This is a genomic window from Solibacillus sp. FSL K6-1781 (assembly GCF_038630735.1).
Taxonomy (GTDB): Bacteria; Bacillota; Bacilli; order Bacillales_A; family Planococcaceae; genus Solibacillus; species Solibacillus silvestris.
This window is the reverse complement of record NZ_CP152038.1, coordinates 1577543-1596589: the sequence shown is the minus strand read 5'-3', so window position 1 is coordinate 1596589 and position 19047 is coordinate 1577543. Positions and strand designations below refer to the sequence as shown.

Sequence of the window (19047 nt, the reverse complement as noted above, 5' to 3'; positions counted from 1 at the left end):
TTAATGAAGGAGCTGAACATCTTGAAGAAAAAGCCAATTTATGTGGAAACCGTAATAGACAGCTCGATCGAAGAGGTATGGCACTATACACAGCAGCCCGATCTGCATGAACAGTGGGATTTGCGATTTACATCCATCACTTACAACGAAAAACAACATGAGAACGAACCTCAAACATTTACATATACGACAAAAATCATGCCCGGCCTGTCAGTTTCAGGTTGGGGTGAAAGTAAAGGAACACACAAAAAAGCAAGTGGTGTTAAAACATCTTCTCTCCATTTCGGGACACCGCAACGGATCTCCCCACTTAAGGAAGGTCGCGGCTATTGGCAATATATTCCGAATGGTGACCGTGTTACCTTTCTAACCCAGTATGACTACGACGTCCGGTTTGGTCAATTCGGTCAAGTATTCGACCAACTGTTTCGCCCTGTTATCGGCTGGGCTACCGCGCTCAGTTTTAATGTACTGGCCAGATGGATTGAAGCCGGAGAAAAGCCGGCAACCCAGTACCGGCGTTTTTTCAGCTATTATTTGCTCTGCTTCCTGTTCAGTTTTACTTGGCTCTACCAAGGTTTCATACCGAAAGTGTTAATGAAGCATCCACTTGAAATTGATATGCTGATGAACCTTTCTCCGCTTTCATTGGAGCAAGCATCGACGGCCATTATTGCAATAGGTGTTTTGGAAATAATCATTGGAATTCTTTTTTTGGTACCGAAATTGCAGCCACTGCTGTTAAAGGCGCAAATTATGTTGTTCCCTTTTCTGACATTAAGCGCAATTATTGCTGCGCCTTCAGTTGCAACTGCTCCATTTAATGTTGTCACACTGAATATTGGATTATGGATTGCTTCGATTATTGCTTTACTGCTAACTAAAGAATTACCGACTGCAAGATTTTGCAAACGAAAAAGAGGTGCTTAATATGATTTACGAAACATTGCTGGGAAATAACTTTAATCGATTGCATCCAAAACTGCAGGAAAGATACCGACTTCCATTAGGTCAGCCTTTTCATGCTCAAGGAACAATGCAAGTCATTCATTCCGGACCGCGTTTTTTACGTCCGATGTATCATTTGTTTACGAAAACCGATTTTCTTTTTCCCGAAAATGGTGAGGAAATTCCTTTTACAATAACGAATACAGCAAGATTAAACAATGAAAAGGAAGCTGAAGTATACTGGGAGCGCACTTTTCTCTTTCCACAGGCAACACGCAAGTTCAATGCGACAATGACGGTCGATTTGGAGCGGCAAATTGTAAAAGATTATTTAGGGGATCCGGCCCTGTTCTACTCCGATTTAAAAATGGATGTTACAAACGATGGTTCCTTAATGATACGCTCCGCAGATCAGCGTGCTGTCATTGGTCAGACTGAGGTTGCCCTGCCAAAGAAACTGACAGGTCGAGTAGTTGTAACGGAAGGTTATGACGATGTGTTGGATGTGTATACGATCCATGTCTCCATTTACAATGATTTAATTGGAAGGATGATGATGTATGCTGGTCAGTTTACGCCGTGTGCTCAGTAGACCTTTAACAAGCATCGGTCTTACTTGTATGGCTGCCCTACTGTTATTTAGTGAGCCAACATCAATGTACTACTACTTAACATTGGCACAACTGATCTTTGTACCAGTCATACTGGAACAGTTAGTTTTGCTGAAAAATTGGCAAAAGCTGATTATTGTAATCGGCCAATTTGCTGTAACAATGCTGTATTTCACGCAACAGGATTTCCTCATCCTACTTTGTGTGCTGGCTTATTTGCTAAGTACACTTGTCATTGCTTCCCATGGGGTCAACCGATTTTTAAGACGGGGATTTACGAATACGGCTGAAATAATGATTGATATCGGACTGATTTATATTGTGATGGGTGGACTATGGTTTTTGGCATTCCATTTACAGTTAAATACAGGATTTAGTCCGATTATTACATGGCTAACTGCTATTCACTTTCATTATTCCGCCTTTTTACTTTGTATTACAGTCGGATTGATTGGGCGTCTTTATATGACCCGATACTATAAATTTTGCTGTGCCGTTATTGCCGCAGGACCAATGCTAGTAGCTGTCGGAATTACCTTTTCAAGAATTGTCGAAATCATTTCGGTCAGCTTATATGTACTTGCTATTTTCAGTATTAACTTTTATGTCATGAAATGGCGGTTGCCGCGTGTGCAAAGCTTATTTATCCGGCTTGCCTTTATAACGTTATGTTTTACAATCATTTGGTCATTTTTATACGCTTACAGTAATTTAACTGGAATGATTATTGTAGATATTCCGGATATGCTGGACTTTCATGGGCTTTTAAATTGTTTAGGGTTTGGTATTGCCGTGGTAATCGCTTGGAGTCTTTATACTCCGCCGACAAAGCATAACGATTATTCATTCCCGGTAAGTAAAATCCGAGGCAACTTTTCTCCGACTAACAAGCCGGCTCACGGATTGGTTGATGAGATGTCTTCTTATATAAATAAAGAGGATATCCCTGTTTTAATCGCTGATTTTTATGAACGTACGACGCAGTTTGAATTAAAAGCATCTGTTCAGTGGGAACCATGGTTTAAACCTTTTGCTTTTGTATATCAGTTTATCAGCCGGAAAATGGGGCAGTTGAATTTACCATTTTCTTCAAAAACGATTATGATGGACGGTGAAATTTGGCAAGTTGAACCGCAAAATGATGGCCGGGATAAACCGCGTGTCTGGCAACGGTCGATCAATGGCGAACCTGTATTTAATGCGATTTATTCGCAGCATAATGATGCAACTAATACCTATATGAATATCGCTTTGCCCTTGCCATTCTCTTCAATGCACGGAATTTTACAGCTTTCCGCAAAAGACCGGGCACTTTACTTAACAAGTGATGGACAAGGCGATGCAGGTACATATTTGGCGATCGGTTCCTATGTTTTCAAACTGCCGCTCCATGAGTATTTTGTAATAAAGGAACAAAAAGGAATGCTTACCGCAACACATGAAATGAAACTATTTGGAATGAAGTTTTTACATATTGATTACAACATACAGCAAAAAACTATTAGTTAAGATACAGCAAAAAAGCTACCATTTTTCCTAAAAGAGAAAATGGTAGCTTTACTTTTTAATGCTTTATTCATTCGTCTTAAAAAATTATCGTGCTTCTTGTCTCTTAATAATAAATGGTGCTGCCACTAAAGCAAGAATGAGGATAATTCCCAGGTAACCGATTAGAGGATAAAAATAACTAACGAGACCAGTAAAGCCTACATAACTTGCCAAATAACCAATAATCATTGTAATCGTAAAGAATGTTTTAAATTTCTTTGTCCCTGTTTCCGCAAAGCGTGCTGAGAAAGAAAAGAACATTCCAACCGCTGTATTATAAATCATACCAAAAATAACTAATGACATGATAATACCTAGTGTTGGCGATAAATTACTAACTATTCCCAGCATTGGCATGTCCAATGTGCCCACTTCTTCGATTTTCGAGAAAATGGCTAAATGAATTAATAAAATGAGAATTCCTAATACAAGTCCTCCAACTAATCCGCCTAACGCTGCTGTTTTTGGATTTTTTTCAGCCCCACCCATAACAATTGACATCGAAGCACCAACTGCAATATTAAATGAAACGTAATTAATACTGGAAATAAACCAGTTTGGTAAAGTAGTCGGTGTTGCTAGAGCTATATCATTTAGAGATGTAAAAGTTCCATTCATCGTTAGAAAACTGTAAATCGCAATAAATATAACAAAAATAATGAGAATCGGCGTAATGCTTCCAATAATGGAAACGACCCGATTTACTTTCAAAAAACCTGTTAATAATACGAGTATTGTCATAAGAGTCGTACCTACAAAGATCGGTAATCCAAACTGTTGGTTTAAGTTTGAACCGGCACCCGCTAGCATAACGACACCTACACCAAACAACGTAAAGATAAGAATAAAATCGATTACAGTACCAAGATAACGCCCGCTAATTCTGTAAATAACATCTTTATGTGATGTCGTTTTTGTATAACTGCCAAGCCATACTAAAAGCATACCAATGCCTGAAAACAGTACCGTTGATAAGATTGCTCCGAATATCCCGAGTATTCCAAAGCTCGTAAAGTATTGCAGTATTTCTTGTCCTGAAGCGAACCCTGCACCCACGATTACGCCAATAAATGCGCTTCCAATTTTTAATATATTTTTCACACGTCTAACTCCCCTTTTAATCCTTCGATCACTATGTATTTTATTAAAATAATTACTAAAGCTAGATTCCCCATTTTAAATTCTTCATTTATTATAGCCCTTTTCATTTTTCTCCCTAAATATCCCCCCTTCCGATTTTAAATTAACTACAATTTTTATATTATAGCACACTATTATTATGATATTTTATTATTCAAAATATTCATTTTTTATAAATCGAGTAGGAAAATAGAGATATAGATTGAAACATAGTGCAATTAAAAAAACATTTTTCTCAATGAGAAAAATGTTTTTTGGACTTTGTGATTCTTAAGTTTTGTAAGGAGAATCAACCCGTTGCATCTGTTCGGTCAAAGTGGCGGCCTTTTTTCAATGCTTCTACAAATTCCGTGATTTCTGTTACGACACCCGGTGCATTGGCATAGTCTTTATCCATACTTTCAACAGATACATATCCTAATGCTTTGTAATGGTTAAAAATTTCATCTGCAAAGGTTTGAACTTTTCGGTTTGGTACTACACCTTCAAAAGTTGCAGCAATAATTAAGCCATCATAAAGTACTGGAGATGCAGTTTCCAGCGTATGGTCAATTTCACGTTGGCCGATTCTTCCTTGCTTATCGCTAATTAATTCAACGACAACCCCCTCTTTTTCGAGAGGCATAACAAGTTCTTCTAAATTGCTGTTTGTATCAACAATAATACCGACCTTTTTTGTTTTTAAATACGGAACTTGATTTTTCAATATACTAACTGCATCAGATGGCTGTTGGTCTGCAACTTGCTGGATAGATTCATCCGGTGGGGTAACACCGATATTTTGGGCAATTTGCTCAGCCATTGCACGGTCTACTCTGGCAAACATATCAACTGTGGACTTGCGGATTTCGATTGTTTCTACTTTCCCCAATTCAAAACTGAAAGCATTAATAATGTGCTGCTTTTCTACATCTGTTTGACTTAACCAGAATTGACGAGCTTGGCTATAATGATCCTCAAAGGATAAGCTTCGTGCTCTTACTTTACGTCCTTCAATTTTTTCCTGGTAATGAGCATAGCCGCCTTCATTTTGAGTCACCACATGCGGTGTATTATTTTGCAAGCTGTTTTTCCCGTATGCAACACGGCCCTTATTGATTGTCATGCGTCCATAGCCGTCACGCTGATTATTATGGAATGGGCATACAGGACGATTGATCGGTAACTCATGGAAGTTTGGCCCACCTAATCGAATCAATTGTGTATCCGTATAAGAGAATAATCGTCCCTGCAGTAAAGGATCGTTTGAGAAATCGATTCCCGGAACGACATGTCCTACATGGAATGCAATTTGTTCCGTTTCAGCAAAGAAGTTATCCGTATTTCGATTTAATGTCATTTTTCCAAGTTTGCGCAGCGGAATCAGTTCTTCCGGCCAAATTTTTGTTGGATCTAAAATATCGAAATCAAATTTGAATTCATCTTCTTGTGGAATTAGCTGAACAGCAAGCTCATATTCAGGATAATTGCCTGCTTCTATATTGTCGAAAAGGTCACGGCGGTTAAAATCCGGATCTTTACCTGCTATTTTTTGAGCTTCATCCCACACTAAAGAATGTGCACCAAATACAGGTTTCCAATGGAATTTAACGAAGTGGGCTTCCCCGTTCGCATTGACAAAACGGAATGTATTTACACCAAATCCTTCCATTGTACGGAAACTTTTTGGAATTGCTCGGTCCGACATATGCCACATTGTCATATGTGCCGTTTCTTCATTGCTTACAACAAAATCCCAAAAAGTATCATGGGCACTTTGCGCTTGAGGAATTTCATTATGAGGCTCCGGTTTTACTGCATGAACAAAATCTGGGAATTTTATCGCATCCTGAATAAAGAATACAGGGATATTATTTCCTACTAAATCGTAATTGCCTTCTTCCGTATAAAACTTTGTCGCAAATCCTCGCACGTCACGAACGGTTTCTGCTGAACCTCGAGACCCTGCTACTGTAGAAAATCGTACAAAGACAGGTGTTTGTCGACCTTTCTCACCTAAAAAATGAGCCATTGTTATATCTGAAGCATCTCCATAGCTTTCAAATACGCCATGAGCTCCCGAACCTCGAGCATGCACAACTCGCTCCGGAATACGTTCATGGTCAAAATGCGTCATTTTTTCACGGAAATGAAAGTCTTCCATTATTGTTGGACCACGCTCACCAATTGTTAATGAATGCTCATCATTCGTTAACTTTAATCCATGATTTGTTGTTAGCGGCTGCCCTTCATCTTTCGTAGTAAACTGTTTCAATTGCTCGACTTTTTTATTGTTGTTTTCCAATTTACATCCTCCTCATACAAAAATAGCAAATTTATAAGATTAGTTTTCCCTCAACCATCTCTGTTACTTTTCTACCCTATTTTTCAAAAAGTAGTCCAGTGAAATATAATCGTAATATTTTTTTCTTCTAAAATTAGTACTTTTCAATATCTTATTAATTATGAATTCCGCCTGTACCAGGTTAAGTTTCATTATCTGCACTGCCACTGTCCCAAACAAAAAATCACCCATTCTCTAATTGAGTAAATGGATGATTTTTATCATTATTTTGCATTTTTCGGCAGTGCGATTTGTTGGAACTGTTCAACGAGCTTTTCCAGTCCATTGGTAAGTTCTGCCCCGCTCATCGGCACACCATGGCCTGTTACCGCTATAGAAGGTTTTAAGGCTGCTAATTTTTTTACCGATTCAAACGCTGCGTCCCAGTCCGGTGTCAAATATTGCGGTGGACCGTTCACCTCTTTTTCCTGGGTAAACACTTTATATAATGATTCTTGCTTGACCGTCACAAAAGCATCCCCTGCAATGAGTGCCCCGTCTCGCTCTCTGAACAATGAAACATGTCCAGGTGTATGTCCCGGTGTATGAATCCACTTGAACCCTTCCATAAATGGCACTGTTCCATCTGATTGCAGTTCCTGAACAAACTCACCTAAGTCAATCGCTTCATTCGGGAACATCGGTGACATCTTAGCAACCAATCCGCTGTCCACACTTGGATCCGGCTCTGGATAATCTTGTTCGCCTGTTAAATACGGTAGTTCCAGTGCGTGGGCAAAAACAGGAACTTGCCAGTGCTCTACAAGTTCAATGATTGCACCAACGTGATCAAAATGACCATGTGTCAAAATAATCGCCTTTGCTTTAGCATTTTCCCCAAATCTATTCTCTGCAACAGCAATTATCTCTTCTGCACTTTTCGGCATACCCGCGTCTATTAAAACAAAGTCGTTACTGCCAGGAATGCTGTAAAAAACAATATTTGCAATTTGAATTGTATGTGCATACAAATCCGGCAATATTTCCTGGCTTACACCGCTTTGTACAGATGTAGCAGGAATAAATTTATAATCATCGCCGTAGTTCATATTTTTTTTCACTTAAAACACTCCTTTCTCAAATATTGAACTGTAGTATGAGGCAATACAGTTACTCCAATATACCCGTTTTCACAATTTCTACTTTTAACTTAGCGGAAATATCCATTTCTGAAAATTGTTCGTTCCAATCTTTTTTATACCATTCCGGATGAAACGCTCGAACCCTGCGCCCAAGTCCTATAGCATCACTCTTTGCTTCCTGCAATTTTTTAATAACTTCGTTCAGATCATGCTCAATCTTTTCCTTCAGAAATCCTTCCAGCTCTTTTCTTGTAGTTTTTTTATCTAAGTTATCCTTTGGAAATTCAGAAACCATAAACTGCATTTTAAGATCGATGACAATTTTATTTTCGGATATGTTAAGCTTTCTTTTTAAGTTATTGACCCTTACTGTTAAAGGACTTTCTTTATATAAATGAGAAATACGCGTCGAAAATCCAAGTGTATCATTTAAAATATTCAACAATAATCCTTCGTCAGCTGTTAAAGTCTTGCCAGTAAAGGATTTACCTGAAAACAAGGCAACCCCGTCTGCTTTGGGCCGATTATCCTCCCCCATTTTTAAATAAGGCAAAGCCAAGTCCTGGGCATCTTCGAAAATTATAGAAGTAGCTGTCTGCAAAGTGTAAGGAATAACAAAAGAGTTATCTTCCAGACTTGTTATAAATCGGTCATAAAATTCCCCAGCTGTAGATTGCTTATTTTCGCTTAGTTCAAAAAATGGTTTTAAATCCCCTTGTACAATTGCCATTTTCGAAGTTATTGGACTGTTCGCATCCCGAAAATAAATATCTAAATATTCATAAATATCATGTTTCGCGGTATCCTCTGAGATTAGAACTGTTGATAAGACAGATAAATCCATTGTCTGCTCAACTTTTAGCTCAGCATCCTGTCGTACATCACGAGGCGAAACCCCATCTCCGGTAATAACAATGGTTTTCATTTCTGTTGCTGTAGCTTCCGGATAGGCATAGTAAGCAGTTAAACTTCCTATTGTCCCTTCTATGCCTGTAAGCGATACGACGGATGAATTTTTATAGAGCCTTTCATCCCAGCAACCTGCCAGTATCAGTGGAGTAATTATTAAGATGATTTTTCCGATCCGGATAAGGTTCTCCCCCTCACTCTATTCAAGAGAATAATAATCATCGGCAACAAAAAGGTAAAAAAGATAGTTCCATACACTAAATAGTCTTGGAATAATTCAATTGCTGAAAATCGGATAAGTGAATTAGCAGATACGGCAATAACAGCAAAAAAAATAAGTTGCTTTATTTTCGGTAATTTCACTTTTTTTTCAAAATATAAGAGGCGCATAACGAGTACATAATTGACAATGGTAACTAACGACCATGAAAGCCAAATATATACGAAAAATAAATCAAGCCGTTTTACAAATGTTACTTCCACAGCGTGTAATATATATAAAATCGGTTCGGGAATGATTTTTATTTCGTCCAATGCAAAATACATTAAAGTAAAAGATATCGACAATAAATAAAAGCTCGTTAAAATAATGGAATAAATAGTAATTGCCTTTTTGGAAATTTTTTTACTTTTCACCAGATATTTTCGAAGTACGAAATACGTTTCCGCTCCACTAAATGCATAAGTACAATAAATGAAGCCTTTAAACCAAGTATTTGATCGATCATAAAAAAGTGGAAGCAAATTGGTCACATTTAAGCTCTTCACCGTTAAAAACATAAATATTAGAAACAAGAAAAGCATTGGAATTAGCACAACACCTATATTAATGGCAGTTTCGGGTCTGCTAATACTCGCATAAAGGCAAACCGATAAAAAGATTGTTATTAAAACCAGTTTAGGTGTATTAGGAAACACCCATATCGTTAATACATACGTAATATAACTGACATAAATCGTAATATAAACGGTCCAATAAATCAGGTAAAGTGCTTTTACAAAATTATTTAAATACATGTATTGATGCATTCGTTCATAAAACAATAATTGCAGAAAGAAAATGAACGCTATAATTAAATATTGTATTGTAGCGTCCCGATGTGCATGCTCGATGATCAGGTTTTGAACAGATATATAGACAAAGCCGGTTTGCATAACGAACATAAGAAGAAATATTTGTGCCTTCGTCAACTGTACAGTCATGCTTTATCTTCCTTTTTTGGAGAAAAGTCTTCTGCCTGTCGTTTAGCTCCATAATATGGTCCACGGAAAAAGATCTTTCTCACTTCTACTGGATCAAATGGAATAATTGGAGAAAAATATGGCCGCTTAAATGAGCTTAAATTCAATAAATGAACAACTAATAAAAATGTCCCGATGACAATTCCAAAGAAACCAAAAAGAGATGCTAAAAACATAAATGGGAAACGGAGCATTCGAATTGTTGTATTGAGTTCGATAGATGGGACAACAAAGCTTGAAATCGCCGTAAACGCTACGACAATTACCATTAAGTTCGATACAAGTCCCGCGCTCACAATCGCATCCCCAATTACAAGTCCTCCGACAATACCAATTGTCTGTCCAATCGATTTCGGCAGTCGAACACTCGCCTCACGAATCAATTCAATGGTTATTTCCATGATCATCGCTTCAATAAGTGGCCGGTATGGTATCTGGTTTATATCTGTTTTCACTTTATTTGCCAGTTCTAGCGGCAGTATTTCAAAATGAAAGCTTACAATCGCTATATAAAATGCCGGTAGAAAAATGGCGGCAACGACACTGAATAGTCTCATCAGCCGATAGAAAGTTCCGACAAATACACGTGCATTAAAATCATCCGGTGTTTGATAAAAAGAAAAAAATGTAACTGGTCCAATGAGTGCATTTGGTGATAAATCCGTCATAATGGCGATTTTACCTTCCAAAATGTTCGCTACTACACGATCTGGTCGTTCTGTATTCAAAAGTTGTGGAAACGGAGACCATACTTGATCTTCCAAATAGTCACTAAGCTGGCCAATGCTGTAAAACATATCCACATCAACTGCATTTAACCTGTTTTCCACGATTTTCAATGCCTCGCTGTCAACTACATTTTCCACAAATAAATAGTAAACTGTCGTTTTGGTCTCATTTCCGAGCGTAATTTGTTTTACAACAAGTTTATTATTTTTTATACGTTTTCTTATGAGCTGCATATTTAAATCAAAATTTTCCACAAAACCTTCATGCGAACCTCTTAATATTTGTTCATTTTCAGGCTCTTCTGGTGTTTTGTGGGCAAATTCTGCATTATTTATACGAATCATTTGCTTTGACTGCAGCAAGATAATTAAAGTCTCGCCATTACAAACATAATCAATAAGTTTTTTCGGATCATATCTTTCTGTAGTAATAGTAATGGAATCTTCTTTCAATAACTGATTCTGTCCGGCGCTATTATCCCCATTTTTAGTTTCATTCGATTTTTCCTTATTTACATTTTGATCTGTAGCCGTATCCTGTTTTTCTTGATCGATCGGTTGACTTATCTGTTTTAAATGCCATAAATTTTGTTCTACGTCTTTTTTATTTACCAGTGAAGAGTAATAGCACAAAATTGCGTTCTCATCTTGCCCTAGCATGATCTCTTTCACAACAAAATCCGATGAATGGAGGAATTCCTTATTTAGTCGTTTAATTTCCTGCTTAATTTCCAATGTTTGTGTCAATACGACTCCCCCCCTTTTTGACACAGTATAGGAAATTTATAAAAGGGTTATTCATTTTAGTTAAAGTCTGCAAATTTGGGTAATATAAAGAAAAACCAGTGTTGTTTCCTTATAAATATTTAATGGCCGAATAATGCTTAAACGTACAATTCTAAATAAGTACTGCGCTATTTGCTAAATAAATGAATAAAAATGTTTATTTTTTTAAAACTGGGAAATACATTTATATGTCGCTGAACGGAGGTATTTTATATGAAAAAAATAGGCATTGTTTTCTGGAGCTCGTTTACGTTAGTTATGCTGGCTGTTCTAGTTGGTGTACTTGCTCCACAGACATTAGAAAATGTCACTAAAAATATTCAAAACTTACTTACTTATAATTTTGGCTGGTATTATTTATTGGTCGTTGCAATCATTATTGCATTTTGTGTATTCCTAGTTCTAAGTCCTGTTGGGGCAATTCGTCTCGGGAAGCCGACTGACCGACCGGACTATAGCAATGCCTCATGGTTTGCGATGCTATTCAGTGCGGGTATGGGAATTGGTTTAGTTTTCTGGGGTGCTGCAGAGCCATTATCACATTTCGCTATTAGTTCCCCCCAAGCTCCTGAAGGTTCCCAACAAGCATTAAAAGATTCGTTTCGCTTTACTTTCTTCCATTGGGGAATTTCGGCTTGGGCCATTTACGGTGTAGTTGCTCTTGCACTTGCCTACTCCAACTTCCGTAAAGGAGCACCTGGTTTAATAAGTTCAACCCTTTTTCCTCTTTTCGGCGAAAAAACAAAAGGTCCTATCGGTTATACAATTGATATTATCGCCGTATTCGCTACAGTAATCGGAGTAGCAACGACGCTTGGCCTAGGTGCCCAGCAAATAAATGGCGGTCTTTCCTATTTATTTGATCTTCCAATAAACTTTACTGTTCAATTAATCATTATTGTGATTGTTACGGTACTCTTTATTATCTCAGCCTCAACAGGTCTTGATAAAGGGATTCAACTATTGAGTAACTGGAACCTCTATTTAGCAGCTACCTTACTATTATTAACGTTATTTATTGGACCTACTGTTGCAATAATGAATGATTTCACTTCGGGGGTCGGTAGCTATTTGCAGAATTTCGTGCATATGAGCTTACGCATGGAACCGGGTGATGCGGGCAGTCGTGAGTGGATTAATGGATGGACTATTTTCTATTGGGCATGGTGGATGTCCTGGTCGCCATTTGTCGGTATTTTCATTGCACGTATTTCAAAAGGACGGACAATCCGTGAATTTTTAATGGGTGTTATTTTAGCACCGACACTTGTTAGTATTTTCTGGTTTGCTACGTTCGGTACTACCGCGATAGAAACATACCTTACGAAAGACCAGACACTAGTTGATTTACCGACAGAGCAACTATTGTTCGGTGTATTTGGTAATATGCCATTCGGTTTTATATTATCGTTTATCGCACTGCTGCTTGTTGCGATTTTCTTTATTACTTCAGCCGATTCGGCTACATTTGTTCTAGGTATGCAAACAACTTTCGGATCGATGAATCCATCATTTAAAATTAAGCTGATTTGGGGAATTTTACAGGCTGCCATTGCGGCAAGTCTTTTATTCTCAGGTGGTCTGACCGCACTGCAGAATGCAGCGATTATAGTTGCCTTCCCGTTTTCGTTTATCATATTACTGATGATGCTTTCACTCTACAAATCGTTAATGGCAGAACGGAAGAAATTAGGTCTATATATTCGACCGAAAAAACAGCATACCCCGGATGGTCAGAAAAAAGATGGCTGACTTTCAAATAAAAAAGCGTCGCAAATTTGCGGCGCTTTGTTTTTGTATTAGTCGATGGTGTTACCGACATAAATAGATAATATTTTTACCGTTACATGGAGATGAAAAGACTTAAAAACTAACCTTCCTTTCCATACAAAGCAACCTGTTTGTCCCGATTGAACTCAACTGCATCACTTCTGCGCGGCTTCGTCGATTTATACCATTGCCAGCAAAAAATAACAATGAGCACCACTTCAATCCAATCCCCTGCATAGTACATGACCATACTACCCATCTCTGCTTCTTGCCGTGAAACTCCTGCCGGCGGATTCGCATACATATACTTCGACAATATATCATGACCGGCTATCGCAGCAATTAAAACAGCTGCCCGGAACCGGTAGGAATACTGATGGTAGACCGGATCGAAATATATTATGGAAATCGTAAATACATACCCTGCAATGAAAAAATGGAAATGAACAAATAAGGCAATAAACGCATTTTCATGCATGTAAGTATATAAATTCGTTGTATATAACAGCCATAGTCCGCCTACATTTAAGACGGCGGCAGTAATCGGATGCGAAATGTATTTTAGCAAACGACTTTTTAAAATGGACGTCAGCTTACGTGCTAATGTTGTGTTTGCTGTTCTGAGCAGCAAAGTCATCGGTTTGGCAATCGCCATAAAAATCGGTGCGACCATGCTTAATAGTAAGTGACTCACCATATGTGCCGTAAAATTGGTATGAGCACTGGTTGCCAACGGACCGACAACGGACACAAGAGCAAACCCGATCCCTAGTGTCCAGGAAACTGTACGGAAAACGGGCCATTTTTTATAGCGCTGGTTCGTTATGAAAACAGCGATTAAATATTCGGCAAATAATAGTACAAACAGCAATCCAAGCAATAGTTGAACATTGAATACAGGAGCCGAATGGTTCATTTCAGCATGGTTATGACTATGCAACAAGTACAGGCTACTCATTAGCAGTCTTCTCTTTTAATTTACTGTTTTGGGATTTACGGAATAAAAGAAAAAGTCCGATAAGTAAAATAATAAAGGCACTGACATTCCATACAATATCGTAAACGATGACATTATCCACATAACGAATTTGGTGAATTCGCATCCATTTATGTTGAATAAGGCCGTCATACAACTGGAATACTCCAATCCCTAGTAGTACGCCTCCAAGCCAGCGTTGAAAGATTAAGCCATTTCTCCGACGCAGATCCGCAAATAAGAATAATCCTGCAATCGTTGCAAACCAGCTGAATGCATGAAAAATACCATCGGAAATCAACCCAATATCCGTTGTCGATTTATCGTAGAAATGGTGCCATCTTAATAACTGGTGAAAAACGGTTTCATCAATAAAGGCAATCAAACCGACACCAAACAAAATACCTGACCACATGTTACGGCGCGAAACTTCTTTATCGTTGTTATTTTTCATGTACTTTAGAGCTCCTTTACGTGTAATTACTTACATTTAATTTCTCCAAATACTTCACAACATATTCGATAATAGAAATTCCCCTCTTACCCTCAAGACTAAACCTGATGATATCTAATTTCCTGCATTTAATCCTAGTTCTTCAAAAGTTTTAATTAATCCTTTGGTATAATCGTTTATCTCTTGCTCCGTCGGAATATTTTCAAGTAACTCATGAATGGCATACAGTTTGCCATCCTTTACAATACGATCGATTTTCATTGTGTTTTCTATATTACGCAATGGATTTTCATTCAATATTAAAAAATCTGCGATAAAACCTTCTTTTAAATCTCCTAAATTGACTATTTTCAATGCTTTTGCCGCATTCAATGTTGCTTGCTGAAGTGCTTCCAAGGGTGTAAATCCGGCATCAACAAACAGCTGAAGCTCCCGGTGTAACGCAAAGCCCGGATATGTAAAGCTTCCCGCAGGAGTATCTGTACCTGTCACGACAGTGCCGCCCATTTTATAATAGGTATAGGCAATTTTTTGAATCGTTTTCGTTTGAGTTCCAAACGTAACCTGTCCTTGTTTTGCCTGTACAGCTTGTGGCCAATGCTTAAATAAGTAGTCACTATTTTCCATATGATGAACAACTTCATGTGTTGTTGTCCAATAGCGATCTGCTAATCGCATTTGGTCATATAAAACGATTGTTGGACAAAGTTTAATATCCTTTTTCAACAATTCTTTACATACACTTTCTATCAATTGTTCATCCGGCTGTTCCCAAGGTATTGAATCCCAGATCTCTTTCGGTGCATCCATTGACCATTCTGGATACATCGCCTGAATTATACCAGAGCCATGTTCCAGCCAATCAATCCCTATGTCTGCCGCATGAAGTGCATCTACTTTTTTTGAATATAATATATCACTGCTTACTTCTAAATTATGTTTTCGTGCTTCACTTACTACTACTTCCATATATTCCGGATCAAGCCAGCCGTAAACTTTAATAAAATGTGCACCAAGCTCTACTTGCCGCGCTACTTCCTGTTTTGCAAGAACTGCATTGTCGACATTAATGTTATAGGCAGTATCATCTCCCCATAACCCTGGAGGTCCGTCAATCATACGATCTGCCGAAATAACGCGCGGCTCCATTTTACTCCCGTTCGCATCGATAAATGGTTTAAGTTCAATAATGCTTCCTGCAGTATTGCGAACCGTTGTAATACCTGCTGCTGTAAAGTAATTGGCAAAATGCTTTTTGATATGCACATGCATATCAATCAATCCAGGAATTAGCCATTTATTCGTACAATCAATCGCTTCTACATCATCCATTTGAATATTGGGAGCTATTTTTATGATTTCATTATTTTCAATATAAAGATCCTGCCTACTAAACTCCCCTGTTTCCATATTGACGATAAATCCGTTTTTTAATAATTTCATATTCAGTCCCCTTTGAATTTCATTCTATTTAATTTTAGTCTAATTTATATATTCTGGAAATGATATAATTTTATTACAATAAAATAGAGGTGAATTAGATGAACAAAATCGGTGAAAAAAGTATAGTCAGAAAAGCGAACGAAAGTGATACATCACAAATACTTGCAGTGATGAAAGATGCAGAACAGTCCGGATTTATGCTCTTTGCACCGGATGAAAGAAACATGGCACCAGCTGCTTTAAGCAAATTAATCAATTCCATTAACCAAACACCAACATCCGGTTTCTTTATCGCAGAGCATCAGGATGAGATTTTAGGGTATCTCCTTTTAAAAGCAGAAACGTTATCCCGCACTTCTCACCGGGCTCAAATTGCTGTCGGTGTACATAGTAAAAGTCGCGGTAAAGGGGTCGGTACCGCTTTGTTCGCCCATATGGTTCAGTGGGCAAAACAGGTGCAGCTCCACCGACTGGAATTAACGGTCATTGAACATAATGAACAAGCTGTCCATCTTTATAAGAAAATGGGGTTTGAAGTTGAAGGCGTAAAAAGTAATTCTTTACTTATTGACGGACAATATGTAAATGAACTATATATGGCAAAATTACTTTAATTATAAAAGGGATCTACTCAAGTAAAACCGAGTAAACCCCTTTTAGTGTCACACTATTAATCTAGCTCTCTAACTTTAATCGGGACAAGCGAGTTTTCCAATCGGTCACGGAACTCTTCATATTGCACCGGCAATTTTAATTGCTCGCCCATTGTTTCCGGCGTTTCATCATGCGCAAATCCTGGTGGGTCTGTCGCAATTTCGAATAAAATTTCACCCGACTCACGGAAGTAAACAGCATTGAAATAATTGCGGTCTTTTATTTCCGTTACATGCTGACCTTTATCCAACGCGTATTGCTGCCATTCTTTATGATCTTGATCGTCGTTTGCACGCCATGCAATATGGTGCACCGTTCCAACACCCATCGCCCCACGATTTCCGACCGTCATTTTAACGTCGACAATATTGCCAATGGATGCTGTTGCTTCTAGTCGTACATAGTCTCCTTCACGGCCAATCTTTTCAAGTCCCATTACGTCAACTAATGTATTAATTGTTTGTTCTGGCTGCGATGAATATAAAATTGCACCGCCAAAGCCTTTGATTGCTACATCCGCAGTGATTCCACCAAACGTCCAGCCGTTTGGTGAACCCCCATCACGTTCAACAATTTCTAAATGCAGTCCATGTGGATCGTCGAACTGTAGATAGTTCTCTTCAAATCTTGTTTCTTCTTTAAATAGTATATTGAATTTTGTTAACCGTTCTTTCCAGAAGTCCATTGCTCCCACAGGCACCAAGTATGTCGTCACGCCAACTTGACCATCGCCGATTTTGCCTTTATATGCTGCCGGCCAAGGGAAGAAAGTAATGATTGTCCCTGGCTCCCCGCCTTGATTCCCGAAATATAGGTGATATGTTTCCGGGTCGTCGAAATTGACTGTTTTTTTTACGAGTCGTAATCCGAGAACACCTGCATAGAAATCGACATTTTCCTGAGGATGACCGACGATTGCTGTAATGTGATGAATACCCGTTGTATGTTTTTTCATATTCATTTCCTCCATTCGTAAAAACTGAACACAATATTCTATTTGATAAAACACTCTGTCCAATTTTTATGTAATTAGTCTAGCACATGAAATAACATGTGCTAGACCGATGATTGTTAATTAACGAATTGTTTTTAAAGCTTTTGACCATGGAATTACTTGGTCTAACATTTCATTAACTGAGTTTTGTTGGTGGACAGCTGGTTTAAAGTCTGTTCCGTTTTCGAAGTCTGTAAATAATGATAATGCCGGGTGCACACGTACATCCGCAACCAATAATTCCCCTAGAATACCGCGTAAATGTTCAGTAGCGCGTGCTCCTCCTACAGAACCGTAAGATACAATACCAGCTGCTTTATTGTTCCACTCTTCACGTAAGTAGTCTAATGCATTTTTCAGTGCGCCTGTAATTGAATGATTGTATTCCTGAACAATGAATACGAAACCGTCTTGTTTTGCGATTGCTTCAGACCAGCCGCCAGCACCTGACGCATCTCCACCAGGTTCGCCTAGCAATGGTAGTTTGAAGTCCGCGATATCAATAATTGTATAGTTCGCGTCTCCGCGTTTATCCGCGATTTCTTTTACCCATGCACCGACTTGAGGGCTTACACGGCCTTCACGAGTTGATCCTAAAATAATACCGATGTTTAATTTTTCCATTTTTGTTTCCTCCATTTTCTTATTTCCAAATAGTTTACTGATGAATCCCATTTTTTACACTCCTTCAATTATCTTGAAATAAGATATCAATTAAAAATTTGAGGGTTTTAATAGATTGATTTAGGTATGCATATAAATAATTGAAGTTTTTGCCTCAAATTTTAATTTTGTACTATTATGCATTCTTATCAGTAACGTAAATCATTATTGCCGTTTTGCTGACAATTTATCCTTATAAATGCCTTCATATTTTAAGCAGCAGGGTTTAATTCTAACTCTACTTTAATTTTGATATCTTTCCCTACGAGTACACCACCTGTTTCTAAAGCAGCATTCCATGTTAATCCGAAATCTTCACGATTAATCTTTGTTTCCGCTTCAAAACCGTATACTTCTACGCCCCATGGGTTCGTACCTTTACCACCGTATTCCACATCAAATGTTACAGGCTTTGTTACGTCTTTTATTGTTAAGTCACCAGTTACTTTATAATCATCGCCGTCTTTCGCAATGTTCGTAGCAGCAAATTTGATTTTCGTAAATTCTTCTGCACCGAAGAAGTCTGCAGATTTCAAATGGTTATCGCGGTCTTCGTTACTTGTATTGATGCTTGCTACATCCAGTTCAAAGTTGATTGTCGCTGTCGTTAAATCCGTTAAATCCTCTGCTTTTACATCAGCAGTATAGTCATTGAATTGACCTTTTACTTTTGATACCATCATGTGTTTTACTTCAAAACCGATTGTTGAATGCGTTTGATCGACTGTAAATGTTGTCATTTTAAATTCTCCTCCATTTTATCTCGATTTCAAGAT

17 protein-coding genes are annotated in these 19047 nt (G+C 38.1%); 5 read left to right on the top strand and 12 right to left on the bottom strand.

What is annotated here, in order from left to right; genetic code table 11:
* The first annotated feature begins 21 nt into the window (after positions 1-21).
* From MHH37_RS07805 to MHH37_RS07795, 3 genes are read left to right on the top strand one after another with little or no spacing between them, the layout of a single operon-like run.
* Complete coding sequence (locus MHH37_RS07805; protein ID WP_342575745.1) at positions 22-930, top strand: DoxX-like family protein; 909 nt, start codon at positions 22-24, stop codon at positions 928-930.
* A 1-nt stretch (position 931) separates the two neighbouring features.
* Positions 932-1540: a DUF4166 domain-containing protein gene (locus MHH37_RS07800; protein WP_342575744.1), complete on the top strand. Its 609-nt coding sequence runs from the start codon at positions 932-934 to the stop codon at positions 1538-1540.
* A complete protein-coding gene (locus MHH37_RS07795; protein ID WP_342575743.1) occupies positions 1509-3068 on the top strand; it encodes a YndJ family protein in 1560 nt (519 codons plus the stop codon). Before MHH37_RS07800 ends, MHH37_RS07795 begins: the two co-directional genes overlap by 32 nt.
* An 84-nt stretch (positions 3069-3152) precedes the next feature.
* Here MHH37_RS07795 and MHH37_RS07790 read toward each other — a convergent pair whose 3' ends face one another.
* The 6 genes from MHH37_RS07790 to MHH37_RS07765 all read right to left on the bottom strand — a co-directional run bounded on the left by MHH37_RS07790 (position 3153) and on the right by MHH37_RS07765 (position 11278).
* The gene (locus MHH37_RS07790) at positions 3153-4208 is read right to left on the bottom strand and encodes a hypothetical protein (protein WP_342575742.1); all 1056 of its coding nucleotides are present in this window, start codon (positions 4206-4208) and stop codon (positions 3153-3155) included.
* Positions 4209-4536: 328 nt separating this feature from the next.
* Positions 4537-6531, bottom strand: a complete 1995-nt coding sequence (locus MHH37_RS07785; RefSeq protein ID WP_342575741.1) for a catalase — start codon at positions 6529-6531, stop codon at positions 4537-4539.
* A 263-nt stretch (positions 6532-6794) separates the two neighbouring features.
* On the bottom strand, positions 6795-7631 hold the full coding sequence (locus tag MHH37_RS07780) for an MBL fold metallo-hydrolase (RefSeq protein WP_342575739.1): 837 nt from the start codon (positions 7629-7631) through the stop codon (positions 6795-6797).
* 49 nt (positions 7632-7680) lie between these two features.
* Complete coding sequence (locus tag MHH37_RS07775) at positions 7681-8700, bottom strand: Ger(x)C family spore germination protein (protein WP_342576227.1); 1020 nt, start codon at positions 8698-8700, stop codon at positions 7681-7683.
* Positions 8701-8717: 17 nt separating this feature from the next.
* Positions 8718-9764 (bottom strand): GerAB/ArcD/ProY family transporter, encoded by a 1047-nt coding sequence (locus MHH37_RS07770; RefSeq protein ID WP_342575738.1) that lies wholly within the window; start codon positions 9762-9764, stop codon positions 8718-8720.
* Complete coding sequence (locus MHH37_RS07765) at positions 9761-11278, bottom strand: spore germination protein (protein WP_342575737.1); 1518 nt, start codon at positions 11276-11278, stop codon at positions 9761-9763. Before MHH37_RS07765 ends, MHH37_RS07770 begins: the two co-directional genes overlap by 4 nt.
* 252 nt (positions 11279-11530) lie before the next feature.
* Between MHH37_RS07765 and MHH37_RS07760 the strand changes: the two genes are divergently transcribed.
* Positions 11531-13069, top strand: a complete 1539-nt coding sequence (locus MHH37_RS07760; protein ID WP_342575736.1) for a BCCT family transporter — start codon at positions 11531-11533, stop codon at positions 13067-13069.
* Between the two features lie 118 nt (positions 13070-13187).
* Here the strand turns inward: MHH37_RS07760 and MHH37_RS07755 are convergent, their stop codons facing one another.
* The 3 genes from MHH37_RS07755 to MHH37_RS07745 all read right to left on the bottom strand — a co-directional run bounded on the left by MHH37_RS07755 (position 13188) and on the right by MHH37_RS07745 (position 15960).
* Positions 13188-14045, bottom strand: a complete 858-nt coding sequence (locus tag MHH37_RS07755) for a cytochrome c oxidase assembly protein (RefSeq protein WP_342575735.1) — start codon at positions 14043-14045, stop codon at positions 13188-13190.
* Complete coding sequence (locus MHH37_RS07750; RefSeq protein WP_340798233.1) at positions 14038-14517, bottom strand: DUF2243 domain-containing protein; 480 nt, start codon at positions 14515-14517, stop codon at positions 14038-14040. The genes MHH37_RS07755 and MHH37_RS07750 overlap by 8 nt, the downstream gene beginning before the upstream one ends.
* Before the next feature lie 114 nt (positions 14518-14631).
* Complete coding sequence (locus MHH37_RS07745) at positions 14632-15960, bottom strand: amidohydrolase family protein (RefSeq protein WP_342575734.1); 1329 nt, start codon at positions 15958-15960, stop codon at positions 14632-14634.
* Between the two features lie 98 nt (positions 15961-16058).
* Here MHH37_RS07745 and MHH37_RS07740 point away from each other — a divergent pair, with 98 nt between their 5' ends.
* Complete coding sequence (locus tag MHH37_RS07740) at positions 16059-16574, top strand: GNAT family N-acetyltransferase (protein WP_342575733.1); 516 nt, start codon at positions 16059-16061, stop codon at positions 16572-16574.
* Positions 16575-16630: 56 nt separating this feature from the next.
* Here MHH37_RS07740 and MHH37_RS07735 read toward each other — a convergent pair whose 3' ends face one another.
* The 3 genes from MHH37_RS07735 to MHH37_RS07725 all read right to left on the bottom strand — a co-directional run bounded on the left by MHH37_RS07735 (position 16631) and on the right by MHH37_RS07725 (position 19011).
* Positions 16631-17569, bottom strand: a complete 939-nt coding sequence (locus tag MHH37_RS07735) for a ring-cleaving dioxygenase (protein ID WP_340798230.1) — start codon at positions 17567-17569, stop codon at positions 16631-16633.
* A gap of 120 nt (positions 17570-17689) precedes the next feature.
* A complete protein-coding gene (locus MHH37_RS07730; RefSeq protein ID WP_008408417.1) occupies positions 17690-18283 on the bottom strand; it encodes an NADPH-dependent FMN reductase in 594 nt (197 codons plus the stop codon).
* A gap of 200 nt (positions 18284-18483) precedes the next feature.
* Positions 18484-19011, bottom strand: a complete 528-nt coding sequence (locus MHH37_RS07725; protein ID WP_008408419.1) for a YceI family protein — start codon at positions 19009-19011, stop codon at positions 18484-18486.
* Between the last annotated feature and the right edge of the window lie 36 nt (positions 19012-19047).